Below are 25,777 nucleotides of genomic sequence, written 5' to 3' on the forward strand. Positions count from 1 at the left end.
TAAGATGAGACCCGTGACTAGCGAACAGACAAAGACTTTTGACCTCTCGGCTTCCTTCAAGGCCTACGACGTCCGGGGCATCGTGGGCGATTCCATTACGGCCGAAATCGTCGAAGCCGTGGGAGCAGCGTTCGTGGATGTCCTCAAGCTGGAAGGCCAGACCGTCCTGGTAGGCGGCGACATGCGCCCCTCCTCCCCCGAGTTCGCCAAGGCCTTCGCCGACGGTGCCGCCACCCGCGGCGCCAACGTTCAGCTCCTCGATCTCATCTCCACCGACGAGCTCTACTACGCCTGCGGCTCCCTGAACGCAGCCGGTGCCACGTTCACCGCCAGCCACAACCCAGCCGAATACAACGGCATCAAGATGTCCAAGGCGGGCGCTCAGCCCATCTCCTCCGAATCGGGACTCAAGGAGATCCAGGCCCTCGCCGAGGAGTACCTGAACACCCGTTCCATCCCGGCTGCCGCCACACGCGGCCAGATCGGCGTCCAAGATGTCCTGAAGGGCTACGCCGAGTACCTCCGCGAGCTGGTGGACCTGTCCGGGTCCCGCCCGCTCAAAGTGGTGGTGGATGCAGGAAACGGCATGGCCGGCCTCACCACCCCCGCCGTGCTGGGCGACGCCCTGCTGCCGAAGCTCCCCTTCGAGATCATCCCCCTCTACTTCGAGCTGGACGGTTCCTTCCCCAACCACCCGGCCAACCCCCTCGAGCCGGAGAACCTCCGCGACCTGCAGGCCGCCGTCATTAAGCACGGAGCCGACATTGGACTGGCTTTCGACGGCGACGCCGACCGCTGCTTCGTCATCGACGAAAAGGGCGAGCCCGTCTCGCCGTCGGCCATCACGGGGATGGTGGCCCGCCGCGAAATCGCGCGAGCCCAGGCACAGGGCGAGGCGACGCCTACCATCATCCACAACCTGCTCACCTCCCGCGCGGTTCCCGAACTGGTGGAGCACGACGGCGGACGCGCCGTCCGCACGCGCGTGGGCCACTCCTTCATCAAGGCAGTCATGGCCGAGGAAGGTGCCGTCTTCGGCGGTGAGCACTCCGCACACTTCTACTTCCGCGACTTCTGGAACGCCGACACCGGAATGCTTGCGGCAATGCACGTGCTCGCTGCGCTCGGCGAACAGGACGGCCCGCTGTCCGAGCTCGGCCACGAGTACGAGCCCTATGTTTCCTCCGGTGAGATCAACTCGGAAATCGAGGACAAGGCGGGAGCCGTGGAGCGGGTCCGCGTAGATTTTGCCGCTGAGGACATCACCGTGGACACCATGGATGGCAGCACGTTCACGGCCAACGACGGCAGCTTCTGGTTCAACCTGCGCCCGTCCAACACCGAGCCGTTCCTCCGGCTGAACGTGGAAGCCACGGACCGCCCGCTGATGGAACGCGTGCGCGACCGAGTGCTGGCCAATGTCCGGCGCTAATCCGCATGTTGCAAACGATTCCGCGGACAGTCCGGCGGCTGTGACTTCCTGGCGGGATTCCGTTCCGGAGGCCTCAGCCACGGACCTGGAGAACCTGCTGGGCACAGGTATTGGTGCCGCCCAGGAACAGCTCCAGCGAAACGGCGGCTTCCTGCCGTTCGCGCTGGTGGTGGAGAACGACGGCGAGGTCCGCCTGATGGCCGTGACGCCGGCGGATGCCGAGGAAGGATCCGACGGCGACTTCGACGCGGATTCGATGATCAGCGACCTCACCGAAGTGCTCCGCCAAAACCGGGCCGATTTCCGGGCCGCCGCTATTGTCTGCGACATCCTGCTGGTCGAAGAGGAGTCGGATGCCATCCACGTGGCAGCTGAACACCGCGACGGAACAGTTTTCGCCGCCGTCCTCCCCTACGCTGCCAATACAGCAACGCACGAGTGGGACTTCGGCCAACTGGCCGCCGACACCAACGAACCCTCCATCTGGGTGGACTAGACCGCATCAGATGGCCATGAAAATCAATGCATTCGCCGACGTCAGCCTCCGTGCCCTCATGGTGCTGGCCGCCGCCCCCGAGGCCACGCTGCTCACCACGCAGAACATTGCCGACGCCGTGGCCACCCCGTACAACCACGTCAGCAAGGCGATGGCCAAACTGAGGGGCCTGGGCCTGATCGAAGTTGAACGCGGCAGAAGTGGCGGGTCCCGGCTAAGTCCCGCCGGCCGGCTCGCCACAGTGGGCCAGGTCCTGCGGGCGCTCAATACGCGCATGGACGCCGCCGACTGCGTCGCTCCGAGCGGCGACTGCCCGCTGATTAATGAGTGCAAGCTCCGCGCCGCCCTCTCCCGCGCCCGCGAGGCGTTCTACCGCGAACTGGACTCAGTGGTTATCTCTGAGCTCCCCGGATCCACACAGATGGCTCCCGTGTTCCGGATGATCGGACTGCGTCCTGGCCTTGAGGCCGGGGCCGTCCCTGTCGCCTAGCCCGGTCCGTAAAAATTCGCTGAGCCGGGCCTACTCCGGCCCGTGACGCCCTCGATTTGCTTCTGATTTCTACGAGGTGTAGAACTTGGGTATCAATACACGTATTTCAAATACACGTATTATCCGACCGGACGCCCCGGTCACCTACCTCAGGAGTACGCATGCTCTCGGACAAATCCCGCCCTGTCATTGAGGCCACCCTGCCGCTTGTCGGCTCCCGGATCGGCGCCATCACCCCCAAGTTCTACGCCCGCCTGTTCGCCGCGCATCCCGAACTGCTCGACGGCCTGTTCAGCCGCTCCAACCAGCGCTCAGGCGACCAGCAGCAGGCACTCGCCGGAAGCATCGCCGCTTTCGCCACGCACCTGGTCAACAACCCCGGCACCCTCCCGGAAACCGTGCTGTCCCGGATCGCCCACAAGCACGCCTCCCTGGGAATCACCGAGCCCCAGTACCAGGTTGTCTACGAGCACCTGTTCGCGGCCATCGCCGAGGACCTCGCCGAGGTCATTACGCCGGAAATCGCGGAGGCCTGGACAGAGGTCTACTGGCTGATGGCAGATGCCCTCATCAAGATCGAAAAGGGCCTCTACGCGGCCCAGGCCAACGGCAAAATGTGGGCTCCGTGGCGCGTCGCAGCCAAGACTCCGGCCGGCACCGGCGCCATGACCTTCACCCTGGAACCGGCGGACGATACCCCCATCACGTCCGCCCTGCCCGGACAGTACGTCAGCGTCAAAGTCCAACTCCCGGACGGCCTGCGCCAGGTCCGCCAATATTCGTTGTCCGACGACGCCGGCACCAGCCGGACCTTCACCACCAAGCTCGACGACGGCGGTGAAGTCTCCCCGGTGCTGCACCAGGCCGTCGAGGTGGGCGACATCCTGGAAATCTCCAACCCGTACGGCGAAATCACTCTCAAGGAGGGCGATGGCCCGGTGGTGCTGGCATCGGCCGGCATCGGCTGCACTCCCACCGCTTCCATTCTGCGTTCCCTCGCCGAAGCGGGGTCGGAGCGGCAGGTACTGGTGCTGCACGCAGAAAGCACCTTGGAAAGCTGGGCCCTGCGCGGCCAGATGACGGACGACGTCGACCGCCTCGCGGGTGCGGATCTGCAGCTCTGGCTGGAGGAACGACGCCCGGGGTCCCGCGAAGGGTTCATGTCCCTGCGCGAAGTTGACCTGCCCGCCGACGCATCGCTCTACCTCTGCGGTCCACTGCCTTTCATGAAGCACATCCGCAACGAAGCCATCAATGCCGGGATCCCCGCCACGAGAATCCACTACGAGGTTTTCGGTCCGGACATCTGGCTCGCCAACTGACGAAATTTACCGGGTAAAAGAACGACGGCGGCCCCGCACCCTTCATTGAAAGGTGCGGGGCCGCCGTCGTACTTTCTGGGAAGTCAGCCCAGGCGGGCCTTCAGGCCGGCCAGCTCGGACTGCAGTGCCTCGGGGAGGGACTCGCCGAAGTTGGCGTACCATTCCTCGATGGATGCCAGCTCGGTGGCCCACTCGGCCGGATCAACACGAACCGCTTCCTCAACCTGAGCCGGGGTCATGTCCAGGCCCTTGAGGTCGATGGACTCGCCTGTGGGAACAAATCCGATGGGCGTCTCGACGGCGTCTGCCTTGCCCTCGAGGCGCTCGATGGCCCACTTGAGGACACGGGCATTGTCGCCGAAGCCAGGCCAGGCGAAGCCACCCTCGGCCGTGCGGCGGAACCAGTTGACCAGGAAGATCTTGGGCAGGCGCTCCGGGTTGGCCTTGGCAGACAGGTTAACCCAGTGGTTCAGGTAGTCGCCTGCGTCGTAGCCCATGAAGGGCAGCATGGCCATGGGATCGCGGCGGACCACACCAACTGCGCCGGCAGCTGCAGCGGTGGTCTCAGAAGACAGCGTGGAACCCATGAAGATGCCGTTGGACCAGCTGCGCGCCTCGGTCACCAGGGGGATGGTGGTCTTGCGGCGGCCGCCGAACAGGATCGCGGAAAGCTCCACACCGTCCGGGTTGTTGTACTCCTCGGCCAGCATGTCGATCTGGTCGATCGGCGTGCAGAAGCGGGAGTTCGGGTGGGCTGCCGGCTTGTCCGAGTCCGGTGTCCAGGAGTTACCCTGCCAGTCGGTGAGGTGGGCGGGCACTTCCTCGGTCATGCCCTCCCACCACACGCCGCCGTCGTCGGTCAGTGCGACGTTGGTGAAGATGCTGTTGCCCTTGGCGATGGCGCGCATCGCGTTGGGGTTGGTGCCCCAACCGGTGCCCGGAGCCACGCCGAAGAGGCCTGCCTCGGGGTTGACGGCGCGGAGTTCGCCTTCCTTGCCGAAACGCATCCAGGTGATGTCGTCACCCAGGGTCTCCACCTTCCAGCCCTCGATGGTGGGATCAAGCAGCGCGAGGTTGGTCTTGCCACAGGCGGACGGGAAAGCAGCCGAGATGTAGTAGGTCTTCTGCTCCGGGGAGGTCAGCTTCAGGATGAGCATGTGCTCGGCCAGCCAGCCTTCGTCGCGGGCCATCACCGATGCGATGCGCAGGGCAAAGCACTTCTTGCCCAGCAGCGCGTTACCGCCGTAGCCGGAGCCGTAGGACCAGATGGAACGTTCCTCGGGGAAGTGGACAATCCACTTGTCCGGGTTGCACGGCCAGGGCACGTCGGTCTGGCCGGGCGCCAGCGGGGCTCCCAGGGAGTGCAGCGCCGGCACGAAGAACGCGTCGGTGGCGGTGATCTTGTCCAGGACCTTCGTGCCAATGGTGGCCATGATGCGCATCGAGGCGACCACGTACGCGCTGTCGGTGATCTCGACGCCGAACTTGGGATCCTCAGCGTCGAGGTGCCCCATCACGAACGGGATGACGTACATGGTGCGTCCGCGCATGGAGCCGGCAAACAGCCCACGCAGCTTCTGCTTCATTTCATCCGGAGCCATCCAGTTATTGGTGAAGCCGGCGTCATGCTCCTTCTCGGAGCAGATGTAGGTCTGCTCTTCCACACGGGCCACGTCCGCGGGATCAGAGAATGCAGCGAAGGAATTGGGGAAGAGCTCCTGGTTCAGGCGCGTCAGCGTTCCAGCTGCGACGAGCTCGTCCGTGAGACGCGTGTTTTCCTGTTCGGACCCGTCGACCCAGTGGATCCGGTCGGGCTGCGTTAGCTCAGCAACCTCTTCGACCCATGCCAGCAGTGCTGCATGCGTGGTGGGTGCTGTTTCAAGCAGCGGCTTCTGCGCCAGATCGCCCATTGCGGTTCCCTTCCTCGGGTTCATCGGTGTGTCCTAAATGCTATTGGCCGCCCGGGGGTCCCAGCGGGCGCCTGCAGTGCACGTTTCTGCTCGTAAGGGGAGGAAACCGCGCAAATTCAAGGAAACGCTAAACAATTTAGTGAAAATAAGTGACGAAGGTCACGTAGACCGGTCTAGTTGGCTATATTACATGCCTCTCGATTTGGCACTAAGGCCCAGCCTCGCGTAAAGTAATTCGAGGTTCGGGGAGCGAGATACTCCGCGAAACAGAATATGCGCCCATAGCTCAGCTGGATAGAGCGTCTGTCTACGGAACAGAAGGCCGGGGGTTCGAATCCCTCTGGGCGCACAGAATGAAGGTCCGCACCGGTTCGCCGGTGCGGACCTTCTGTGTTAAGTACCATGCACTTCCCGCAACGCCCGCAGGGCGCGCAGACCGCGGCGCAGACCGGCGTATCCATGGTTGCCCCCGGCCGGAATGCGTCACCTTTAGTCACGGAACCACTCCGGACCCCTGAAAACGTGCGGCCCCGCCGCCCGCGCCTGGCCAAAAGTTACGCAATTCGGCAGGCAGACCGTGCTCCCCGCCGCACGGAAGCCGGGCGTAGGCTGGATAAATGACACCCCAAGCCCTGGAACGCGAATTCGATGTCATAGTGATCGGCGCGGGCGCCGTGGGCGAAAACGTGGCGGACCGGGTGGTCCAGGGTGGACTCACAGCTGTAGTGGTTGAGGCCGAACTCGTGGGCGGTGAATGCTCCTACTGGGCCTGCATGCCATCGAAGGCGCTGCTCCGTTCGGGCACCGCCCTGCACGGGGCACAGACCGTACCCGGCGCCGAAGAAGCGGTCACCCGCACACTGGATGCCGCGGCAGTTCTCAAGCGACGCGACTATTTCACTGCCAACTGGCAGGACGACAGCCAGGTGAAGTGGCTGGAAGACACGGGGATCGAACTCATTCGCGGACGTGGCCGGCTCACCGGGCAGCGCGCCGTGGAAGTAGCCGGACTGGACGGCAACACCTACCAACTCACGGCCCGCCACGCCGTCGTACTGGCCACCGGCTCCACCCCCAACAGGCCACCCATCGCCGGCCTGGCCGGCCTCCCGGTCTGGGGCACGCGTGAAGCCACGTCGGCGAAGGAAATCCCGGAACGCCTGGCCGTGCTGGGCGGCGGAGTGGCTGGCACTGAACTGGCGCAGGCCTTCGCCCGCCTGGGCGCGGCCGTGACCCTCGTGGCAAGGAGCGGACTCCTGGGCAGCTTCCCGGCCGAAGCCAGCGAACTCGTGGCCGCGGGACTCCGTGCGGACGGGGTGGAAATCCGGCTCAACACAGCCACCCAGAGCATCCGCGCGAACGACGACGGCACGTTCACCCTGACGCTGCACGATCAGGCTTCTGGCGGCCAAACCACTGCGACGGCCGACAAGGTCCTGGTTTCCACCGGCAGGCATCCCGCCCTCGACGGCCTCGGCCTGGAAAGCGTGGGCTTGGGGGCGCAGGACGGCCAGCCCCTGGAAGTCGCCACTGACTCAACCGGCCTAGTCCACGGAGCCCCTGGTGAAGAACCTTGGCTCTATGCAGTGGGGGACGCTGCCGGAAAGAACTATTTCACGCACCAGGGCAAGTACGAGGCGCGTGCCACGGGCGACGCCATCGCCGCCCGTGCGAAAGGCGAACTGCAGGGCGCCCCGCCGGCCTGGAGCCGCTACGCCCAGACCGCCAACCAGCATGCTGTGCCCAGCGTGGTGTTCACCGACCCGGAGCTCGCAGCTGTGGGACGGACGGTGGAGCAGGCCCGGGAGGACGGCTACAACGCCTCGTCCGTGGAACTGCCCATCCAGGTATCAGGATCCTCGTTGCACTCGGAGAACTACGAAGGCTGGGCGCAGCTGGTGGTGGACGAGGACCGCGGAGTGCTCCTGGGCGCCACTTTCGCCGGTCCGGATGTGGGCGAGTTGCTGCATGCCGCCACGGTTGCCGTGGTGGGCGAGGTCCCGCTAGAGCGCCTGTGGCATGCGGTGCCGTCGTACCCCACCGTCAGTGAAGTGTGGCTTCGGCTGCTCGAGAAGTACGGACTGTAACCAACTATTTGAACTGACCGGTCAGTTCGGTTAGTCTAGGCGGAGACATACATCGGCGAAAGGTCACTTTGCTCTCCGTACAGCAGCTCCACGTGAAAGGCCGGCGAGACGATCTCCTTCCGCCCACCTCTCTGCGCGCCAGCCGGGGTGAGCTGCTCCTGGTGGCAGCCGACCGCCAGGACCAGCGCACCGCGCTCGCCCTGGCCATCAGTGGCCGAATGAAGCCCAGCGGCGGCCAGATCTCCTGGGCGGGGAACTCCCGGATAAAGAGCCTCAGGCTCGCCAGCGCGCTGGTTGATTCCCCGGGTGTCAACGAACCGGAGCAGCACCTCAGCGTCAGCGACCTCGTGACCGAGGACCTTGCCCTGGTCCCCCGGCGGTACCGGGGCGCGGTCCTCAGCAAGCCGTGGCTGAAGGTCAACAGGTTCGAGGACATCGCCGATCTCTGGACCGAACAACTGCCCGCCGGGAAGCGGATGGAGCTGCTGACCGCCCTCGCCCTGGCCAACCCGCACACCGATCTCCTGGTGGTGGACTCTCCGGACAGGCACAGCGCCAGCGCAGCGGACTGGCTGCCGCGGCTTGAGCAGTTGGCGTACGACGGCGGCCGGCCACTCGCCGTCGTCGCCACCGTCACTGCCCTCCCGGACTCGTGGACAGGACCTGTGGCGGTGACCGGCAACGCGGTCCACCGGCCGGACGATACTCCCCGGACCCAAGAAACTGCCGTGAACGATGACCCTGCCCCGGCTGACGACGAAACAGAAGCCTTCCTACTCGAAACCGAGGATGCCAAGTGACCGTGCTGCGGCTGGCCCGTTCCGAACTCAAGCGGATGACCGGCGGGCTGCTGCCAAAGCTCACCATCCTGGCTCTGATCATGGTGCCGCTCCTGTATGGGGCGGTATACCTTTACGCCAACTGGAACCCGTACGGGAACCTGGACCAGATCGACGCCGCCCTGGTGGTGGAAGACACCGGAGCCACCTCGAGCGACGGCACCCAGCTCCAGGCGGGCAAGGACGTGGCTGACGGGCTGATCAATGGCCGCGTCTTCAACTGGAAGCCGGTCACCACCGCGGCAGAGGCCGACGAAGGTGTCAGCAGCGGCAAGTACGCCTTCGCGCTGAAGATCCCGAAGGACTTCTCTACCAATCTGGTCTCCCCCGGCAGTTTCGATTCAGCCAGCCAGGCGATGCTCAACGTCACCACCAACGACGCCAACAACTACCTTCTGAGCACCATCGTGGACAAACTGACCACGTCGGTGCACAGCACGGTGGCCAAGGAGGTGGGCGAAGAGACAGCAAACCAGCTCCTCACGGGCTTCGGAACCATCCACGCGCAGATGCTCAAAGCAGGTGACGGCGCAGGACAGCTGGCCGACGGCGTCGCCACGCTCCGCGACGGGGCAGGCACCCTGCACGCAGGGACTACCGAACTCAGCACCGGGGCCAGTGAACTCTATGACGGGCAACTGAAACTGCGGGACGGAGCCAACCAGTTGACGGACGGTGCCGGACAGCTCAGCAGCGGCCTCACCGTCCTCAAGGACAAGACCGCCACCCTCCCCACAGACGCCCAGACCCTGGCCAACGGGGCCGCAAGCGTGGCGGCAGGCAACGCCCAGCTCAATACCAAGATCCAGAACGTTGTCACGCAACTGGACGCCGCGGACCAGGGGCTGCGGGCGCAGGTTGAAACCGCAGCCCTTGCAACTTTGACCCCGGAGGAAGCGGCGAAAGTGATGCAGGCGTTCGACGATGCAGCTGCCTCCAGCCCGGTGGCCTCGGCGAAAACCACCATCCAGGCCGATGCCGCCCAGATCCAGCAGCTGGCGGACGGCTCCGCGGCCGTGAGTGTAGGCGCTGCGCAGCTGGCCACGGCCACACCTGCCTTGAAGGACGCGGTGTCCCAGGCTTCCGGTGGCGCCGACCAGCTCCACACCGGGGCCGCCACCTTGGCCACCGGCCAGCAGGCCGCCCTCGACGGCGCCGGCCGCCTTGCGGACGGGGCGCAAACGGTCGACGCCGGTGCGGGGCAGCTTGAAACGGGCGCCGGCACGGCAGCTGACGGGTCGCGGACGCTGGCCGACGAAATTGCCCGCGGTGCCGGGCAGGTGCCCAACCCGGACAATGCACAAAAGGACAGTCTGTCGCAGGTGATCGCCGATCCCGTTGCGGTCAGTAACGTCTCGCAGGCCAAGGCGGATTCCTACGGCGCTGGCCTGGCGCCGTTCTTCCTGACCCTCGCGCTGTGGATCGGCATTTTTATGCTGGTCCAGGCCATGCGGCCCATCACCCAGCGGGCCCTGGCCTCGAACGCCCCCGCCTGGAAAATCGCCGTCGGCGGCTGGCTTCCGTTCCTTGCAGTCTCAGCGGTCCAGGCGACCCTCCTGACCCTGGTCGTGAACCTCGCGCTCGGGCTCAACCCTGCACATCCAGTGCTGATGTGGCTGTTTATGCTGGCGGCGGCAATGGCGTTCAGCGCCATCATCCAGGGCGTGGTGGCTTTGCTGGGATCCCCCGGCAAGCTGGTGGTGCTGATCCTGCTGGTGCTGCAGCTGGTTTCCTCGGGCGGCACCTTTCCATGGCAAACCACCCCGCAGCCCCTGCACGTGGTGCACGAGGTCCTCCCCATGGGCTACGTGGTCACCGGCATGCGGCATCTGATCTATGGCGCCGACCTGTCCATGATTGTGCCCACAGTCCTGGGGCTGCTCGGATACACATTGCTGGGCGCCGCGATGTCCACGTTTGCCGTCCGCAAGCACAAGTATTGGACGCTAAAGACACTCAAGCCCGAGATTGCGGTATGAGTGCCGTGATACCGGACCACAGTCCGGCTGAGAAGAAACTCCGCCCCGCCCGGACCAACGCCACCCGGCAGAAACTGTTCGATGCCTCCATGGAACTGATCGGCCAGCGGGGTGCTGCCGGCGTCACCGTGGACGAAATCGCCGCGGCGGCCGGCGTCTCCAAGGGGACCGTCTACTACAACTTCGGCAGCAAATCCGATCTGATCGAGCAGTTGCTGCGGCATGGCGTGGACATCCTGAAGGCACGCCTGCTGAGCGCCGCCGGAGACACCGGGGCTGCCGGAAACGTGGGGTCTGCAGGTGACGCCGGGGCTGATCCCCTGGCAGCAATGGAGGAAATGATCGGGCAGGCCATGGATTTCATGGCTGACTATCCATCCTTCGCGCGGCTGTGGGTCAGCGAAAACTGGCGCACGCCGAGTGTGTGGCGCGATACGTTTGCCGTGCTCAGGTCCGAACTCCTGGCCGTGATCGGGGACGCCATCGAGTCCGTGGCGGCTGTCTATCCCGTGGACACGTCCATATCGCGTGGCAGCCTGGAGACGGCGATCTTCGGCGCGTGCTTTGTGGTGGGCCTGGACCGGCAGACCTACAACCCGGAGCGGAGCCGTGACCAAAGCGTTGCAGCAATCATGGCCATCATGCGCGGCTACGTGGTGAAGTAGCTCCACGCTCGGGGATGATTGATCCCATGCGCCACATGGGTATCAGCGGGAAGTTCGCCGTGATCACGGCCGTCGCCGCCTTGGGCATGCTGGTGCTCACCGCCATCACGCTCGAGGAAGCCGTCATGGTCACGTTCATGGGGCTCGTGGCTGTTGCCTATGTCGCCGCCGTGGCTGAGGTTGTGATGCGGCGCCGGCACCTTGCCCTGCTGGCCACCGGCGTGGGAAGCAGCCTCACCATTGCCTTTTCCCTGGCCTTCGTCAGCACATGGGAGCTCGCGTTCGTGGATCAGTCGACCATCATTGGCACGCCGCTCCCCACCAATGACCCGGACAACTACTTCTTCGGGGCCGCCGCCTCAGCCGTCGCCACAGTGCTTGTCCTCTTTTTGGGGGCTGTCTGGCCGTCAGGCCGGCGGCTCGGTGCCGGGGGACGGCCGGTGGCCGGGGGGCGCAAACCTTCGTCGTTGAGTCGCCGTCCGGCCGCGGCTCCTGCACGCCGGCCCGGAGCCCGTGGCACTGCAACCGGTACTACAGGGTCCCGCGGTGGCACTGCCGCTCAGCGTTACTCAGGCTCCCGGGCGCCTGCCCGGCTGCCCGCGGCCGCACGCGGACCTGGGGCACCGGTGCCTGCGGCGGCAGCCAGTCGGCCGTCGTCGTCCGCTGCCCCGGTGCGTAAACCGGCACCCAAATCAGCGCCCAAGCCGGCACCCAACTCCGGTGCCAAAACTGCGTCCCGCCGCTGACGGGGCCTGCGGCCTCCGGTGAGGACCGCCGCCGCCACCCCTCCCAGGAGCAGTGCCCCGCCGGCCAGTTCAGCCGGCGTCGGGATTTCCGCCAGAATCAGCCAGGCAGCGCTCATCCCCACCACGGGAACCAGCAGGGTGAACGGCACCACGGCCGACGATGGATAGCGGGCCAGCAGCCGGTTCCAGATTCCGTAACCCACCAACGACCCGAAAATGGCGGTGTACAGTGCGCTGAGGATGGTGACGGGCTGCAGACCGGCCAGCGTACCGAGGACTGCGTCCGGACCGTCCATCAGGAACGAGAGTCCGGCGAGCGGCAGCGGCACCACGGCGCCGGACCAGACCACCAGCCCAAGCCCTGAGGCGGCCTTGGCCTGGCGGGCGATGACGTTCCCGGCTGCCCAGGACAGCGCAGCGCCGAGCACGATGATCAACGGCAGCAAGGGCGCCACGGCACTCCGGCCCACGGCCACAACGGCCAGGCCCGCAACGCCAAGAATCACGCCGAAAAGCTGGCTTCGGCTGGGCCGCTCCCCGAGGAACCCGGCCGACAGGAGAATGGTCAGCAGCACCTGCGCCTGAAGGACAAGGGAAGCGAGGCCGGTCGGCATTCCAAGGGCCATGGCGACGTACAGGAGGCCAAACTGGCCAGCACTCATAAAGAGGCCGACGCCGATGATCGCCCTCCAGCTGACATCCGGCTTACGGACGAAGAAAATCAACGGGAAGACAACCAGGACGAACCTCATGGCGACGAACAGCAGGGGCGGTACTTCCCTGCCGTCCGTATGCAGTCCCATATCGATGGCCACAAAGTTGAGGCCCCAGAGAACGGCGACCAGGAGGGCCAGGAGGGAGTGTCGGAGGTTCACCGTTCAAGCCTGGCAGACTGGCCGACGGCGGCCCAACGCTGAACACAGGCTGGACGCGGGGTCAGTGGGCGGTGCCTAGTGGGCGCGGGGAACCTTGAACTTGGTGATCCGGGCGTCCTGGCCATCCAGCTCGGCCCAGGACTTTTCTGTTTCCAGGACCGTGAGCGCACTCGTGGGGTAGCGCGTTGCGGCGTCCATGTAGGCGTCGTGGTTCGAGTCCCGCGAGGCCAGGTGCATGGCGAGGTCCTGGACGCCGGGCATGTGGGAGATGAGCATCAGCGTGGTGACGGTGTCCGGCACATGGTTGACCACCGTGAGCATTCGCAGTGCGGAGGCGGCGTACAGGCCATCCTCGAGTTTCGGCGTCGGGGCCTTGTCCCCCAGTTCGGAACACACCCAGGTGCATGTCTGGCGGGTGCGAAGCGCGCTGGAACACAGGATGAAGTCCGGGAGGATGCCGTGTTTGAGCAGCCACTTCCCAGCCAGAGGCGCTTCGCGGTGCCCGCGTTCCTCCAGCGGCCGTTCGTGATCGGCCACGCCGCCGGGCCAGTCAGCTTTGGCGTGGCGCATGATCACCAAGCGTTTGATGTGGTGGTCGCTCATCCCCCAAGCCTAGCGCCCGCTCACTTCAGCCGGGGTGGCCGCTTCCGCTTTCGCGCGACGATCCCTCTGCGCCTGCGCTCGTACCTCACGCAACAACGGCGCTTTCGGGATGTCACGCTGCGCTGCAGCGCCCTTTCCAGCAACTTCCGCTTGAGGCGCCCGGCTCGTGGGTTCGTCTGCGGGGATGGCGTGCCGCCTTCTGGCGGTGCTGAAGTTAGAAGCTAAATCGAGTATTCCGGAGCGGCCCAGACCACTACTTCGGGGTGCTCGTAGAAGCGGTAGCCCTGGCCGCGGACCGTGCGCACAGTGTTGGCCAGGCGGCCAAGCTTTGAGCGGAGGCGGCGGATGTGGACGTCGATGGTGCGCTCGTTGGGGACTTCCTCGGCGTTGCGCCACAGGCCTTCGAGCAGTTCATCACGGCCAACGGTGCGGGTGCCGTTTTCCACGAGGTAGTTGAGAAGTTCGAACTCCTTGAAGGTCAGGTTCAGGGATTCGCCGTCGAGATGGACTTCACGCCGGGCCAGGTCGATCAGAACACCGGACGGACGGGGCTCCGCGGACTGCTGCAGCCGGGCAGTTTCGGTGCGCTTGTGGGCATTCACGGTGGGGTCGCCGAAGGTGGAACGGACGACGTCGAGCGCGGAACCCGGGGTGCCGGCCGGGGCCATGGCCACGGCTGCGTAGGTTTCGGCACCGGTCACGAGGGACTGTGCGTAGGCACGGATTTCCTGGGCAAGCTTGGCAATGGAGGTTCCGGCAGCCGCTGCAGTCTCCTCGTCGATGCCCATGTAGAGGACGAACCCGCGGGCCACGTTGTCGTTGGCGACGGGCCGCGGGGCATTGGTCCCTGTGACAACCGGCGTCGGCGAGGTGAACGGCGCGGTTTCGGCGGGCGGAACCGAGCGCAGCTGGCCATAAGAGTTGGGGTTATAGCCCTGAGGTACGTAGCCGGGGGCGGGAAAGCTGGTTCCGGGGGCGGCCGGAGCGAACGCCGGACGGGTACCAAAACCTTGGCGGAGACCAGAGGCCTGGCTGGGCTTACCTGCGTTACGGACGGAGATGTGGACGTATCCGGATGCAACTGACATGAATGCTTACCTCAATGTGAATGGCCGCCATCGCGGCTCGAATGCTGGGGTTGCCCGCAATGAGAATCTGGGAGGGCGCCCTACGCTGGGCTGGGGGGCGAATGCCTAAGAACTTCGTGGGGTCTGAAGGTCAGGCGTGCATTCGACAACAGCGCATGTCGGCAGCAGCGGATGTGCTGGGCCAATATTCTGCGGCTGCAGGTGCTGTTGAGTTCTTGTTCACAATTGAAAGTGTGCAACGTAACAATGAAAACTTGCAAGTAACAAAGGGCGTATCGTTCCGCATTGTGAGACAAAGCGGCTAATTGTGGTGTAGATCACGATTCTGGCAGAACGATAAAATAACTGTTGTTATCCACCGAAGAGGCCAATCAGCGCCATCTTCGCGAACATTGTTCGGCTGCGACCCTTCGTAAACACTTGAAATTCATCAAGGTATGGTTTACCCAAATTGTCTCCCCCGTTTTGTGCTCTGTCCAACCGCGAAGCCCCATCAGCAGTCAATGCCCACGTTCCTGGCGCGCAGCGTGAGGAACCCGTCATCCGTGCCGCCGGGAGGCCTTTCCACATACGGCCGCATTGCGGTATCCAGGCCCATTCAGCTCGCTAGGCTGGGATTCACAGCTTGCGCACAGGAATCCCAAAGCGCGGGCTAACCGAAAGATCAGAGAGTTGTCCCATGGCCACTTCGCACTCCATGACCAACAACCTTCCGCAGCTGACCCACCCGGACGGCTCCCCGATCCGCGCCCTGGTAGTTGACGACGAACCGAGCCTTTCCGAGCTCATGAGCATGGGGCTGCGGATGGCCGGCTGGTCTGTTGCCGTAGCCGCGGACGGGCCGGAGGCCGTCAAGCTTGCCAAGGAGTTCCGGCCGGACGTCCTGGTGCTGGATGTGATGCTGCCAGGGTTCGACGGCGTTGAGCTGCTTGGCAGGATCCGTGCCTTTGCGCCGGAGGTCCCGGCGCTTTTCCTGACTGCCAAGGACGCGGTCCAGGACCGGATACTGGGGTTGGCTGCCGGTGGGGACGACTACGTCACCAAGCCCTTCAGCATGGAAGAGGTCCTGCTGCGGCTGCACCGCCTGGTCCAGCGTTCCGGCGTAGCCGCGATGGACACGGCCGAGCTGGTGGTGGGCGATCTTGTCCTCAACATCGACACGCGGGAAGTCATCCGGGCCGGAGACGAGCTCCAGCTGACGGCTACGCAGTTCGAGCTGCTCCGCTATCTCATGGAGAACCCCAAGCGTGTGATCAGCAAGGCCCAGATCCTGGACCGCGTCTGGAACTATGATTTCGGCGGCCAGGCGAACATTGTTGAGCTCTACATCTCCTACCTGCGCAAGAAGGTGGATGCAGTGCACCCGCCCATGATTCATACCGTCCGGGGTGCGGGTTACGTCATCAAGCCGGCAGAGTAGCCGCTCCATGGCTACGCCGCGAGCAACCCCCGCACCGGCCCGGAGCTGGCTGAAACCTGCCACCTGGCATTTGCGCACGCGCCTGATCCTGCTGACCATGACCCTGCTGGTGGCCATCTGCGGCGCAGTGGGCCTTTTCAGCTACGCATCCATGGATTCCTTTCTCACCAGGCAGCTGGACGACCAGCTGAGCCAGGCCGCCAAGCGTTCCACTGATCCGGGCCGCCCTCCCCTGGGCGGATTCAACGGCAGGCCCGACCCCCTCGATGCTCGCGGGCAAAGTGTTGGAACGCTGAACGCTCGCATCCTGAACGGCCAGATCCCCAGTGGCGGATTCCTGGACCCGGACACCACACGACTGGCGCTCGACGCCGACGACAAGGAAACCTTGCTCGCGCTGACTCAGGATGGCAATCCCGTGGACCGCTCGCTGTCGAACGGGGATTACCGGATTGTGGCTGTGGAAACCGGCTACGGCGATGTGCTGATCACCGGCCTTCCGCTGGCCGCAAAGGAGAGCACGCTCGCCTCACTCGTATGGACCTTCGTTTTTGTTTCCCTTGGCGGGCTGGTGCTGATCGGGCTGGCAGGGACTGTGCTCATCCGCCGCACCATGAAGCCCCTGGAGCAGCTCTCCGAGGTAGCGACGCGCGTGGCCCGGCTCCCGCTGGACGCCGGCGAGGTGGCACTCGCGGTGCGCGTCCCGCCGTCGAACGCCAATCCTGGAACGGAAGTGGGCAGCGTGGGCCACGCCCTGAACCTGATGCTGGAGAACGTCGCCAGTGCGCTGGAGGCGCGGCAGCGGAGCGAGACCAAAGTGCGGCAGTTCGTTGCCGATGCCTCCCATGAACTGCGCACTCCCCTGACCGCCATCCGCGGGTACACGGAACTGATGCGGATGACCGAGGACTTCACACCGGACGGCCGGAAGTCCCTCGCCCGGGTGCAGAGCCAGTCCGAACGCATGACCACGCTGGTGGAGGACCTGCTCCTGCTGGCCCGCCTCGACGAGGGGCAGCCCCTGAAACTCGGCGAGGTTGACCTGACGCAACTCGTGATCGAGACCGTCAGCGATGAAAAGGTCATCGCACCGGATCACCACTGGCATCTGGAACTTCCGGATGAGCCGCTCTCCGTAAACGGCGATGCGTCGCAGCTGCGCCAGGTGCTGGTGAACCTGTTGTCCAACGCCCGCAAGCACACAGCCCCGGGGACCACCGTGGTCACCAGCGTGCAAAAGTCCGCCGATGGCAGTGCAGTAGTGGCCGTGACGGACGACGGCGCCGGCATTCCGCCGGAATTCGTGGACCACGTTTTCGCCAGGTTTGCCCGCGCAGACGTTGCCCGCAAGGGCTCGTCGCCGGCGTCCGGGGCAGCTGAGGGCACCAGCGGCCTGGGCCTGTCCATTGTCCAGTCCATTATCGAGGCGCACGGCGGCACCGTGGAGGTGACGTCGGGACCGGGCCGCACGGAGTTCGTATTGCGCATACCTACTGGAGTCGCTGTACCGCAAGGCAACGCGCCGATGTCGTGATCCCTGTTACCAAAATGTGACTTAAGCTCCAAGCTCCTGTACCGTCGATTAGGTGCGGATCCCGTTCGGGCCGCATATCCGGATGACGCCAAGCTCTGCCGCTTCCCGGATCTCCGTATTCAGAGGCAGAGGCGGGGGACCCAGAGTCCCGGACCCAAGTGTCCTTGGGGTGAAGCCAGCACGTGATTTTCCGTGTGGCCGGATGCCCTCATCCGAACCCGACAGCTAACTCCGCAGGTGTGAGAGGCGATCCATCATGTCTGAATTCAAGGTACAAACGCGCCCCGAGAACGGGTCAAACAAACGTGACCGCAAGATTTCCTCCCTGGGGCAGCGTGCAGCCGTAGTCACCGCGGCATGCGCACTCCTCATCGGGGTGGGGGCAGCGGGCCAAGCGACCGACGCCAATCAACTGGCAGCGGTCAGCGACACCCAGCAGGTGTCCACTAACGACACCGAGTCAAAGCTGAAGATGGAAAAAGCTGAGATTCAGGCCAAGCCTGCACCGGCACCGAAGGCGGCTGAAATCAAGGTTGCCCCGCAGGCCGCTGAACCGGCGCCCGCCGCGAAGCCGGCACCCGCCCCTAAACCTGCCGCCAAACCCGCTCCCAAGCCCGCCCCCAAGCCTGTTGTGGCCATCAACGACCCCGCCGGAGCCCAGGCCTACGCCGCCAGCCAACTGGCCAACTACGGTTGGTCTGCGGACCAGATGCAGTGCCTGAAGACGCTGTGGACCAAGGAATCAGATTGGACCACCACGGCCACGAACGCCAGCAGTGGCGCGTACGGGATCGTCCAGTCGCTGCCCGCTGAGAAGATGGCGAGCGCCGGCCCGGACTACCGCACCAACTACCGCACGCAGATCAAATGGGGCCTGAACTACATCCAGGAGCGCTACCAGTCACCGTGTGGCGCGCTGAACTTCCACTTGTCGAACAACTGGTACTGAGCCCGATTCTCCTGACCCCGCCAGCCGCAGCAGGCCCTGAATCCCCCGGTTCAGGGCCTGCTGTTCTGCATCCTGGCCTCCACCCAAACAGGAGTTACCGCAGCAGCTTTGCAGTCGTGGGCGGGCAGCCAGGGCGGCCGAAAGCCGCGCCCGGCGGATAGCGACAGTGGTCGCCGACCTCACAGCCGGAAAGAGATGATCCGGCGGCCCTCGGCGTCCGTTTCCACGGCTGAAGTGACTGAACTGTAGTCCGGGATATGCAGCACCCCGTCCGGCAGCTGACCGGTGTTTGGGCCCACCGCCACGGTCCGCATTCCAGCGGCCACGCCGGCAGCAATTCCAGCCGGCGCATCCTCGAACACCACGGCGTCCGCCGGCTCCACGCCCAGAAGTGAAGCAGCCGTAAGATAACCTTCCGGATGCGGCTTGCCTCGAGCCACCAGGTCGGCCGTGACGGCGGTTGCCGGCATCGGGAGCCCGGCGGCTTTCATGCGGATGTCCGCCAGGACGCGGTCAGCCGAGGTCACCAGCGCCACTGCGTCAGCCGGAAGGCTGCCGAGCAGGTGAGCGACGCCCGGCAGAGCGACGATTCCCGCGGTCCGCACGCGTTCCATGGCGCCGAGTTCCTCGGTGAGGCCCACCACATCTGCCCCTGCCGGTGCGAACCGCCGCACAGTGTCGATGGCCTGGACCCCGTGGGAGGTCCGGATGATCTCGGCGATGTCCAGTCCGTAGCGGACTGCGAACTCGCCCCAGACCTGTTCCACAACAGCTGTGGAGTCCACCAGAGTGCCGTCCATGTCGAAGAGGACTGCCCGGCAGGAAAGCGTACGTGTGGGGGCAGGCGCTGGGGTGCTCATCGCTCCATTTTGCCTTAGGACTCACGCCCAGGGATGTATTGCACAGCCCACTTGTTTCCGTCGGGATCCGCAAAGTACACAAAGTGTCCCCAGGCCTGAACGTCCACGTCGCTCACGTCCACCCCGTTGTTTTTGAGGTGGTCATGGGCGGCATGGATGTCGCTTACGACTATCTGCAGGTTGGGCGCACTGCCTGGCGGCGCGTCCGTGAGCCCCTCCCCGATGCAGATCGAGCAGGCAGAGCCGCGGGGCGTCAGTTGTACAAAGCGGATGCCGTCCATAGGCCGCTCATCAAAATCGGCGTTGAAGCCGACCTTGTTAACGTAGAAATCCTTCGCGCGGTCCACATCTGAGACGGGGACAAAGACAAGTTCAAGTTTCCAGTCCATCCGCACAGGCTAGCTGCGGCCTGTTAAATCCGGAAGGCCTTAAATGTCACCGGCGCCCCGAACTGCCGGCCGGATCTGCCGCCCTGAACCCGCAGCATGACACCCGGCCGGAATTTCCAGAACTAACCGGCGATGCCGTACAGCCGGTCTCCCGCGTCGCCGAGGCCCGGCACAATGTACGACTTTTCGTTCAGCTTCTCGTCGATGGAGGCCAGCACGATAGTCACGTTGGCGTCAGCAAGTTCCTCTTCCAGCTTGGCCAGGCCTTCCGGCGCGGCCAAGAGGCAAATGCAGGTGACGTCCGAGGCGCCGCGTTTGAAGAGGAACTTGATGGCTTCGCGGAGGGTCCCGCCGGTGGCCAGCATGGGGTCCAGGACAAAGATCTGCCGGTCCGTGAGGTTCTCAGGGAGACGTTCGGCGTAGGTGATGATGTCCAGGGTTTCCTCGTCGCGGGCCATGCCCAGGAATCCCACTTCGGCTGTGGGGACCAGTTTGGTCATACCCTCCAGCATGCCGAGGCCGGCGCGCAGGATGGGGACCACCAGCGGAGTAGGCTTGGTGAAGGCGGTGCCGACGGTGGTGCTCACTGGTGTCTCGATAGTCACGGGCTGGGTGCGCACATCGCGGGTGGCCTCATAAGCGAGCAGTGTCACCAGCTCTTCCGTCAGCATCCGGAAGACCGGCGAAGGCGTGTTTTTGTCCCGCAGGACGGTGAGCTTATGGGCGACCAGCGGGTGGTCCACAACGAGAGTGCGCATGGGTCAAAACTATCATCCGGGCGGGCAGCCCCTGCCGGGAATCAGCTGGGCTGTTCGTCCCGGATGGCGGGATGCTCGAATGTGGGTGCCGGACCGGCGTGCTCGCGTTTCCGCAGGACATGGAACAGCCGGTGCGCCAGAATCACGATGCCCACCCATGCGAGCCCCAGGAACCAGCCGGCCATAACATCCGTCAGCCAGTGGTGACCGAGGAAGACGCGGCTCAGGCCCATGGCGATGATGAAGACCACCCCGGCAGCGATGGCCGTGATGCGCGCCCACGCTATCTCGAACTGCAGGCACATGATGTAAACCAGGACGCCGATCACCACCGTGGTGTTCAGCGTATGGCCGCTGGGGAAGGAAGGCGACGTCTCGTACGGCGGGACCGCCTCGACATGGTCCGGACGTGTGCGGCCAACCAGACGCTTGCCGATGGTGGTTGCCACGGTGGACACGGCCGCTGCACCGCCCACCAGGATGATGGGCCGCCAGGTTCGGCTCAGGAAGGTAAGCCAGGCCGTCAGCATACTGGCCAGGATCGGCATGCCGATCCCACCGCCAATGTTGGTGAACGCGGTCACCCCCGCGTCCAGCGCCGGGTTCCGCAGGCTCTGGGACAGCTCCAGCGCCGGCAGGTCCAGGGACGTGAGCCCTTCGTCGTCCACCACGTTGTCGTAGACCTCGGCACCCAGCAGCGCCATGATCACCACCAGGACCCCACCCACCAGCATGGTGATCCACAAAGCTGCGTACGGTTTGAACCAATGGCCTGCACGGGCTCGAAATGTATCGAGGTCCACGAATTCCTCCTGGCGTCAGTGGGTGGCAAGGATGGATATCCCTCGAAACTATCATTGAGCCATGGCCCCCGGCGAAAACAGACACACCGAGTGGATGGGCCTTGCCCTTGACGAGGCCCGGAGCGCACTGGCCACCGAGGACGTTCCGATCGGCGCCGTGGTGATAGGACCCGACGGCGGCGTGCTGGGTTCCGGACGGAACCAGCGGGAAGAACTGGGTGACCCCACCGCCCACGCGGAGGTGGTGGCCATCCGCCAGGCAGCGGAACGGCTGCGGGAGCTTTCGAAACTGGACGGTGGTAACGGCGACGGCTGGCGGCTGGCGGACTGCACCCTGGTTGTCACGCTCGAGCCGTGTGCCATGTGCGCCGGCGCCGTGGTGCTGGCCAGGATTCCCCGCGTGGTTTTCGGCGCCTGGGATGAGAAAGCCGGGGCAGCCGGTTCCGTGTTTGATGTCCTCCGCGAGCGCCGGCTCAATCACTGGGTGGAGGTTTACGGCGGGATCCGGGAAGATGAATGCGGCGCCCTGCTCAGGGACTTTTTCGCCGCCCACCGTAGAGGCTAGTCCGAACCAGCAGCGTCCAGGGCGTCGATCCGGTCCTGGCGGGAGGCCGGCGAGTCCAGGCTGAAGGAGCGGAAGTCGCCCAGCTCGTCCCTGATCCAGTTCTCCACCTCGGCGATGCGCCGGGTTACCGCGGGCGTGGGACGGCCAAAGAGCCAGTGGGCGATCCGCGCGTTTTCCGGATCGTACTGCCACAGTCCGATGATCCGGCCGCGGTCCACGATGGCGTGGTCGGGAAGGTCGGCCTGCAGCGCCAAGGTGGAGCCCAGCACTTTCTTGTCCCTGTCCGCTTCGGCGAACATGTCCGCTGAGTTCCGCCGCAGCAGGACCAACGAGTCGGTCCCGGCGAGCAGCTGAATCTGCTCCTCCACAGGTGCGTCGAACGCGGCGAGGCCGCCGACGTCGTCGGGCATCATCCACAGCACCTCACCGTTGGCCGTGGGAACTTCCACGGCACCGATCGCGGCGAACGCCGCCTTGATGTGCGCCAAGGTGTAGCCCGTGAACCACTGCGACTGCTTGAGCGTGGCACCGCCGGTCCAGCCGAGGTAGCGCTCCAGGAGGAGTGCCCGGGCCGCGTCGTCGTCCATTGCAGTGCGCGGCAACCCCCACAGCGTGTAGCCGTAACGCTGCTGATCCAGCCGGCCATTGACCGGCACGCGCCGGATCCGGCCATCCGCCTGGAGGAGGCCAAGGGCTGTGGGCAGCGTGGTGGCGGCGCCCTTCTTCTTGCCTTCCTCGCCCAGGTTCCGCACCGAATCGCCGAGGAGTTCCTTGAGCTGTTTGGGGTCCAGCGGGCCGCTGGCTTCGGCCAGGGCGTGGAGAATCTGGTCCTCCAGGAGCGTGATCTCGCCGCGTTCGACGCCCATCCTGGCAAGGACGCGGAACGGTGCTACGGCGGCGTCGCGACCGATTTGGAGGCCCCACGCGAAGTCTTCCCCGCCCAGGACGTAGGTGCAGCCGCGGGCGGTGGGCAGCTCGTGAATCTTCAGGGACAGGACGTCGGCGTCCGCCTGCGCGCGGCTGATGCCGGCGCGGGCAAAGAGGGTGAGGTACGGGTTGGCGCCGCCGACGGAGCGGGCCCAGCCTGCCTGAGTGAACACATCCGCCGCGTCCGCGCCCTGCAGCGTGCCGTCAAGACCCTGCTTGTGCCAGGCCCACGCCCTGAGGATTTCCGGCGTCAGGAGCTCCGGAGTGGGCAGCTCGTGAGCAAGCGTCTGCGGAGTGGGGCCGACGGCGGTGGTCGCGTGCGTGGTCATGCCTCATTGTGCACCGGCGGTCCCCGTGGCGGTAGGCATCGGTCCCGACGCTCCATGAACGGTTGTCTCGTGAACTGGAGCAGCCCTGTGAACGGATGCGTCCGGAAAGGGTGCCCTGGAAATAGGTGCCTCCAGAATGGCCAGCACCTTCCGCGCGGTGGGGTCCCAGCCGGGCAATTGTTCCCGGGCCCCAAGCGCGGCGGTTTGCCATTCTGCCCGGAGCCCCGGGTCTAACAGCCATTTCCGGATCACCGCCGCGAGGACGTCCGGATGGTTCTGCTCAGGACCGTCAAGTACGACGGCGGTCCCTGGCAGGGCGTCCGCCTTGCCCTCTGGCGTACGGTTACCTATGCCCAGCGCCTCCACAGCCCCGGTTCCTTCCCGGACGATGGCCGGGATGCCACGGGCCAACGATTCTGTAACCACCAGGCCAAAAGCTTCGGCCCGCGACACGAGCAGGGTCAAGTCCGCACGATGCCATTCCTCCGCTAATTTTCCCCCGGCAAGCTGGCCCGTCAGCCGAATCCGATCGTCCAGCCCATGCGAAGATATGGCCGCCCCGACTTGCGCCGCATAGGCGGGATCGGCGTCGACCGTTCCTACCAGGGAGGCAGTCCAAGCCAGGTCCTGGAGCTTGGCCAGCGCCGCCACAACCAGCAGCTGGCACTTGTTGGGCAGCAGGGCAGCCACCGCAATGATGTGTGGCGGCTGCGAACCGGCTGCCAGGGTTGCTGGATCCGTCCCCGGCAAGGCAACCCGGCTGGGCGGCGCGCCGTGACGTTCGCTGATATGAGCCGCAGCCGACGAACTGGTGCAGATCACGCCGGCGGCCGCCCGCAGAGCCCGCCGTTCGCCGTCGCGGTGAGTGGGCGACGGCATGTGCAGCAGGACCCAAGCGGGGTGGCTGGCGGCGGCGGCCGCCTCCAGTTCGTCAGCGGCGCCGCACGCGATCAGCCCATCCACCAACGTGACCGTTCCCGCCGTGGATTCCGCCCCAGGCTCGTGGGCGCTCAGCAGGCTGCCCAACCGCCGTCGTTCATTGGCACCAGCTTCCGGCCAGGAACCATCCACAGTAAGCACTTCAACATCGGCTCCCAACGACCTCAGGCCTTGGGCAATACGCGCGTTGTAGACGTTGCCGCCGGAGTTGTGGCGGATGTTGCCGGGGATCAGGAACCTGACGTGCACGGTCAGGCGGACAGGTCCAGGGCGTACGTGGCCCAGGCGTCCGGATTTTCGCGCAGGGTGACGTCGATGCCTGCAAGCTCGCGGCCGTCGTCGCTGTCTTTGAGCTTCCCGGCCACAGTCTGGGCGATGTATTCGGCCAGCGCCTCGGTGGTGCTGAGCTTGCCGGCAAAGTCCGGATGCTCATCGAGGTTCTTGTAGTTCAGCCCGGCCAGGACGGCTTCGATGATGCCGCCGGCGGCTCCGATGTCCAGCACAATCGCGTCCTTGCTGAGGGCACGACGCCGGAACGTCACCTCCGCCACGAAGGTCGCCCCGTGCAGGGCCTGGGCAGGGCCAAAAACCTCGCGCGGGAGGCTGTGGGCAATCATGAAGTGTCGGCGGATGGTCAGGCTGAACACGGGCTACCTCTTGTCTTCGGGGTTGGCTTCGGCTGCTGCAGTGGATTGTCCGGAACCGTCGGTCTCTCCAGAATCTTCAGCGTTTCCAGGACCGTCAGCATTTGGGGAACTGTCAGCGTTTGGGTATTCGATCACATGGCACAGGGCTTCGAGCTTCCCGTCGGCCAGGTTTTGCACCACTTCCGGCAAGTCCGTGAAGGGAGAGGCGCCGGTGAGGAAAGCATCAAAGACTGGGTCTTGGAGGAGCGAAACCGCAATATTCAGGCGATCGGCATTGGTGCGCCGGTGCCGCCGTGCCCGGGCCACCACGCCCACCTGGCTGGCTCGAATGGAAAGCCGCCGGGCATGGAAGTCCTCGCCGAGCGGCAGCGTGACCTCGCGGTTGGCGTACCAGGACATCTCGATGACGTCGCCTTCGTCGCCGACCAACTGCAAGCTGCGCTCCAGGCCTTCCTGGGACGCGGAGCAGTGGAACACGATGTCGCAGTCCGGCTTGGCATCATCGGGGTGGGCAAATTCCACGCCCAGCTTGTCCGCCAACAGCTTGCGCTCGGGGTCCAGGTCCACGAGCTGCAGCCGGGCCAGCGGGAAAGTCCGCAGGAGCGTCGCCACCATCCCGCCCACCAGGCCGGCACCGACCACGGCGATCCGGTCCCCCAGCCTGGGTCCGGCTTCCCAAAGTGCGTTAACGGCGGTTTCCACAGTGCCGGTAAGCACGGCGCGACGGGCGGGAACCCCTTCAGGAATCCGGGTCAGCTCGTCCGTGGCGATCACATAGCGGTCCTGATGCGGGTTGAGGCAGAAAACCTTCTGTCCCATCCAGTCATCGGGGCCCTGTTCGACGACGCCGACTGACAGATAGCCGAACTTCACGGGGGAAGGGAACGCGCCCTCCTGGTGCGGGGCACGCATTGCCTGCGCCACGCGTGGCGGGACGGAACCGGTGTGGACCACGATTTCCGTGCCTTTGCTGATACCTGAGTACAGCGTCCGAACGAGCGCCTCGCCTTCTCCCGGTACGTGGAGTGTCTCGTCCCGGAGCTCGCCATGTTGCAGGCCAGTGGTCCAATATGCCGTTGCCTGTGTTGGTCCCTTTGTATTAGTCATCTTGCTTACGAATCTAGT

Annotated in this window: 25 protein-coding genes, 1 tRNA gene and 1 riboswitch; of the genes, 14 read left to right on the forward strand and 12 right to left on the reverse strand. The window is 65.2% G+C overall.

The genetic code is table 11. The annotated features are described in order from the left end of the window. Positions 1-13: 13 nt before the first annotated feature. The 4 genes from J2808_RS04195 to J2808_RS04210 all read left to right on the forward strand — a co-directional run bounded on the left by J2808_RS04195 (position 14) and on the right by J2808_RS04210 (position 3,740). Positions 14-1,432: a phosphomannomutase/phosphoglucomutase gene (locus tag J2808_RS04195; RefSeq protein ID WP_309812124.1), complete on the forward strand. Its 1,419-nt coding sequence runs from the start codon at positions 14-16 to the stop codon at positions 1,430-1,432. Next, positions 1,419-1,928, forward strand: a complete 510-nt coding sequence (locus tag J2808_RS04200) for a hypothetical protein (RefSeq protein WP_397427980.1) — start codon at positions 1,419-1,421, stop codon at positions 1,926-1,928. The genes J2808_RS04195 and J2808_RS04200 overlap by 14 nt, the downstream gene beginning before the upstream one ends. 16 nt (positions 1,929-1,944) lie before the next feature. Continuing rightward, positions 1,945-2,418: an RrF2 family transcriptional regulator gene (locus J2808_RS04205; RefSeq protein WP_309812130.1), complete on the forward strand. Its 474-nt coding sequence runs from the start codon at positions 1,945-1,947 to the stop codon at positions 2,416-2,418. A gap of 161 nt (positions 2,419-2,579) precedes the next feature. After that, positions 2,580-3,740: a globin domain-containing protein gene (locus tag J2808_RS04210; protein WP_309812132.1), complete on the forward strand. Its 1,161-nt coding sequence runs from the start codon at positions 2,580-2,582 to the stop codon at positions 3,738-3,740. A gap of 83 nt (positions 3,741-3,823) precedes the next feature. On the opposite strand, the gene J2808_RS04215 is transcribed toward J2808_RS04210, so the two are convergent. Next, positions 3,824-5,650 carry a phosphoenolpyruvate carboxykinase (GTP) gene (locus J2808_RS04215; RefSeq protein ID WP_309814126.1) on the reverse strand — a complete coding sequence of 609 codons (1,827 nt, stop codon included), beginning with the start codon at positions 5,648-5,650 and terminating at the stop codon, positions 3,824-3,826. A gap of 275 nt (positions 5,651-5,925) precedes the next feature. Here J2808_RS04215 and J2808_RS04220 point away from each other — a divergent pair. From J2808_RS04220 to J2808_RS04240, 5 genes are all read left to right on the forward strand, one after another. Beyond that, positions 5,926-5,999: transfer RNA gene (locus tag J2808_RS04220), tRNA-Arg, on the forward strand. 268 nt (positions 6,000-6,267) lie between these two features. Beyond that, entirely contained in the window at positions 6,268-7,737 is a 1,470-nt protein-coding gene (locus J2808_RS04225) for a dihydrolipoyl dehydrogenase family protein (protein ID WP_309812135.1), read from the forward strand. A 68-nt stretch (positions 7,738-7,805) separates the two neighbouring features. Beyond that, entirely contained in the window at positions 7,806-8,537 is a 732-nt protein-coding gene (locus J2808_RS04230) for an ABC transporter ATP-binding protein (protein ID WP_309812138.1), read from the forward strand. Next, positions 8,534-10,555 carry a YhgE/Pip domain-containing protein gene (locus J2808_RS04235; protein WP_309812142.1) on the forward strand — a complete coding sequence of 674 codons (2,022 nt, stop codon included), beginning with the start codon at positions 8,534-8,536 and terminating at the stop codon, positions 10,553-10,555. The genes J2808_RS04230 and J2808_RS04235 overlap by 4 nt, the downstream gene beginning before the upstream one ends. Beyond that, entirely contained in the window at positions 10,552-11,220 is a 669-nt protein-coding gene (locus J2808_RS04240) for a TetR/AcrR family transcriptional regulator (protein ID WP_309812146.1), read from the forward strand. The genes J2808_RS04235 and J2808_RS04240 overlap by 4 nt, the downstream gene beginning before the upstream one ends. Before the next feature lie 565 nt (positions 11,221-11,785). Here the strand turns inward: J2808_RS04240 and J2808_RS04245 are convergent. From J2808_RS04245 to J2808_RS04255, 3 genes are all read right to left on the reverse strand, one after another. Beyond that, the gene (locus J2808_RS04245) at positions 11,786-12,841 is read right to left on the reverse strand and encodes an EamA family transporter (protein WP_309812149.1); all 1,056 of its coding nucleotides are present in this window, start codon (positions 12,839-12,841) and stop codon (positions 11,786-11,788) included. Between the two features lie 75 nt (positions 12,842-12,916). Beyond that, positions 12,917-13,444 (reverse strand): SixA phosphatase family protein, encoded by a 528-nt coding sequence (locus J2808_RS04250; protein ID WP_309812152.1) that lies wholly within the window; start codon positions 13,442-13,444, stop codon positions 12,917-12,919. Positions 13,445-13,665: 221 nt separating this feature from the next. After that, positions 13,666-14,532 (reverse strand): winged helix-turn-helix domain-containing protein, encoded by an 867-nt coding sequence (locus J2808_RS04255; protein WP_309812155.1) that lies wholly within the window; start codon positions 14,530-14,532, stop codon positions 13,666-13,668. Between the two features lie 101 nt (positions 14,533-14,633). Between J2808_RS04255 and J2808_RS04260 the strand changes: the two genes are divergently transcribed. The 4 genes from J2808_RS04260 to J2808_RS04275 all read left to right on the forward strand — a co-directional run bounded on the left by J2808_RS04260 (position 14,634) and on the right by J2808_RS04275 (position 18,435). Beyond that, positions 14,634-14,837 (forward strand): hypothetical protein, encoded by a 204-nt coding sequence (locus J2808_RS04260; RefSeq protein WP_309812158.1) that lies wholly within the window; start codon positions 14,634-14,636, stop codon positions 14,835-14,837. A gap of 374 nt (positions 14,838-15,211) precedes the next feature. Continuing rightward, a complete protein-coding gene (locus J2808_RS04265) occupies positions 15,212-15,952 on the forward strand; it encodes a response regulator transcription factor (protein ID WP_309812160.1) in 741 nt (246 codons plus the stop codon). Positions 15,953-15,959: 7 nt separating this feature from the next. Further along, on the forward strand, positions 15,960-17,486 hold the full coding sequence (locus tag J2808_RS04270; RefSeq protein ID WP_309812164.1) for a HAMP domain-containing sensor histidine kinase: 1,527 nt from the start codon (positions 15,960-15,962) through the stop codon (positions 17,484-17,486). Between the two features lie 101 nt (positions 17,487-17,587). Beyond that, a riboswitch (cyclic di-AMP (ydaO/yuaA leader) is annotated at positions 17,588-17,737 on the forward strand. A gap of 5 nt (positions 17,738-17,742) precedes the next feature. Beyond that, the gene (locus tag J2808_RS04275) at positions 17,743-18,435 is read left to right on the forward strand and encodes an aggregation-promoting factor C-terminal-like domain-containing protein (RefSeq protein ID WP_309812167.1); all 693 of its coding nucleotides are present in this window, start codon (positions 17,743-17,745) and stop codon (positions 18,433-18,435) included. A 179-nt stretch (positions 18,436-18,614) separates the two neighbouring features. Here J2808_RS04275 and J2808_RS04280 read toward each other — a convergent pair whose 3' ends face one another. From J2808_RS04280 to J2808_RS04295, 4 genes are all read right to left on the reverse strand, one after another. Next, the gene (locus J2808_RS04280) at positions 18,615-19,295 is read right to left on the reverse strand and encodes an HAD-IA family hydrolase (protein WP_309812170.1); all 681 of its coding nucleotides are present in this window, start codon (positions 19,293-19,295) and stop codon (positions 18,615-18,617) included. 14 nt (positions 19,296-19,309) lie between these two features. Next, positions 19,310-19,684: a glyoxalase superfamily protein gene (locus tag J2808_RS04285; protein WP_309812172.1), complete on the reverse strand. Its 375-nt coding sequence runs from the start codon at positions 19,682-19,684 to the stop codon at positions 19,310-19,312. A gap of 122 nt (positions 19,685-19,806) precedes the next feature. Then, the gene (upp, locus tag J2808_RS04290) at positions 19,807-20,442 is read right to left on the reverse strand and encodes a uracil phosphoribosyltransferase (RefSeq protein WP_309812175.1); all 636 of its coding nucleotides are present in this window, start codon (positions 20,440-20,442) and stop codon (positions 19,807-19,809) included. Positions 20,443-20,483: 41 nt separating this feature from the next. Continuing rightward, complete coding sequence (locus J2808_RS04295) at positions 20,484-21,176, reverse strand: phosphatase PAP2 family protein (RefSeq protein WP_309814128.1); 693 nt, start codon at positions 21,174-21,176, stop codon at positions 20,484-20,486. Between the two features lie 130 nt (positions 21,177-21,306). On the opposite strand from J2808_RS04295, the gene J2808_RS04300 reads away from it, so the two are divergent. Beyond that, on the forward strand, positions 21,307-21,810 hold the full coding sequence (locus tag J2808_RS04300) for a nucleoside deaminase (RefSeq protein ID WP_309812177.1): 504 nt from the start codon (positions 21,307-21,309) through the stop codon (positions 21,808-21,810). Here the strand turns inward: J2808_RS04300 and J2808_RS04305 are convergent. Genes J2808_RS04305 through J2808_RS04320 form a run of 4 tightly spaced genes read right to left on the reverse strand, consistent with a single transcriptional unit; the run spans position 21,807 to position 25,759 of the window. Then, a complete protein-coding gene (locus J2808_RS04305; protein WP_309812179.1) occupies positions 21,807-23,066 on the reverse strand; it encodes a DNA glycosylase AlkZ-like family protein in 1,260 nt (419 codons plus the stop codon). The genes J2808_RS04300 and J2808_RS04305 overlap by 4 nt on opposite strands. Positions 23,067-23,069: 3 nt before the next feature. Continuing rightward, positions 23,070-24,254 (reverse strand): glycosyltransferase family 4 protein, encoded by a 1,185-nt coding sequence (locus J2808_RS04310; protein ID WP_309812182.1) that lies wholly within the window; start codon positions 24,252-24,254, stop codon positions 23,070-23,072. Between the two features lie 2 nt (positions 24,255-24,256). Beyond that, a complete protein-coding gene (locus J2808_RS04315; RefSeq protein WP_309812185.1) occupies positions 24,257-24,652 on the reverse strand; it encodes a 6-pyruvoyl trahydropterin synthase family protein in 396 nt (131 codons plus the stop codon). Positions 24,653-24,655: 3 nt separating this feature from the next. Next, a complete protein-coding gene (locus tag J2808_RS04320; RefSeq protein WP_309812189.1) occupies positions 24,656-25,759 on the reverse strand; it encodes a zinc-dependent alcohol dehydrogenase in 1,104 nt (367 codons plus the stop codon). Between the last annotated feature and the right edge of the window lie 18 nt (positions 25,760-25,777).

The sequence above is a fragment of the Pseudarthrobacter sulfonivorans genome, assembly GCF_031454915.1.
GTDB lineage: Bacteria > Actinomycetota > Actinomycetes > Actinomycetales > Micrococcaceae > Arthrobacter > Arthrobacter sulfonivorans_C.

Excerpts from the sequence above, each read along its gene's own strand:
- J2808_RS04215 (WP_309814126.1), bottom strand. The coding sequence starts at position 5,650 with ATGGGCGATCTGGCGCAGAAGCCGCTGCTTGAAACAGCACCCACCACG.
- J2808_RS04305 (WP_309812179.1), bottom strand. The coding sequence starts at position 23,066 with ATGACCACGCACGCGACCACCGCCGTCGGCCCCACTCCGCAGACGCTT.
- J2808_RS04255 (WP_309812155.1), bottom strand. The coding sequence starts at position 14,532 with ATGTCAGTTGCATCCGGATACGTCCACATCTCCGTCCGTAACGCAGGT.
- J2808_RS04275 (WP_309812167.1), top strand. The coding sequence starts at position 17,743 with ATGTCTGAATTCAAGGTACAAACGCGCCCCGAGAACGGGTCAAACAAA.
- J2808_RS04320 (WP_309812189.1), bottom strand. The coding sequence starts at position 25,759 with ATGACTAATACAAAGGGACCAACACAGGCAACGGCATATTGGACCACT.
- J2808_RS04295 (WP_309814128.1), bottom strand. The coding sequence starts at position 21,176 with ATGCTGGTGGGTGGGGTCCTGGTGGTGATCATGGCGCTGCTGGGTGCC.
- J2808_RS04270 (WP_309812164.1), top strand. The coding sequence starts at position 15,960 with ATGGCTACGCCGCGAGCAACCCCCGCACCGGCCCGGAGCTGGCTGAAA.
- J2808_RS04280 (WP_309812170.1), bottom strand. The coding sequence starts at position 19,295 with ATGAGCACCCCAGCGCCTGCCCCCACACGTACGCTTTCCTGCCGGGCA.
- J2808_RS04250 (WP_309812152.1), bottom strand. The coding sequence starts at position 13,444 with ATGAGCGACCACCACATCAAACGCTTGGTGATCATGCGCCACGCCAAA.
- upp (WP_309812175.1), bottom strand. The coding sequence starts at position 20,442 with ATGCGCACTCTCGTTGTGGACCACCCGCTGGTCGCCCATAAGCTCACC.
- J2808_RS04205 (WP_309812130.1), top strand. The coding sequence starts at position 1,945 with ATGAAAATCAATGCATTCGCCGACGTCAGCCTCCGTGCCCTCATGGTG.
- J2808_RS04210 (WP_309812132.1), top strand. The coding sequence starts at position 2,580 with ATGCTCTCGGACAAATCCCGCCCTGTCATTGAGGCCACCCTGCCGCTT.
- J2808_RS04285 (WP_309812172.1), bottom strand. The coding sequence starts at position 19,684 with ATGGACTGGAAACTTGAACTTGTCTTTGTCCCCGTCTCAGATGTGGAC.
- J2808_RS04260 (WP_309812158.1), top strand. The coding sequence starts at position 14,634 with ATGCCTAAGAACTTCGTGGGGTCTGAAGGTCAGGCGTGCATTCGACAA.
- J2808_RS04240 (WP_309812146.1), top strand. The coding sequence starts at position 10,552 with ATGAGTGCCGTGATACCGGACCACAGTCCGGCTGAGAAGAAACTCCGC.
- J2808_RS04225 (WP_309812135.1), top strand. The coding sequence starts at position 6,268 with ATGACACCCCAAGCCCTGGAACGCGAATTCGATGTCATAGTGATCGGC.
- J2808_RS04200 (WP_397427980.1), top strand. The coding sequence starts at position 1,419 with ATGTCCGGCGCTAATCCGCATGTTGCAAACGATTCCGCGGACAGTCCG.
- J2808_RS04300 (WP_309812177.1), top strand. The coding sequence starts at position 21,307 with ATGGCCCCCGGCGAAAACAGACACACCGAGTGGATGGGCCTTGCCCTT.
- J2808_RS04265 (WP_309812160.1), top strand. The coding sequence starts at position 15,212 with ATGGCCACTTCGCACTCCATGACCAACAACCTTCCGCAGCTGACCCAC.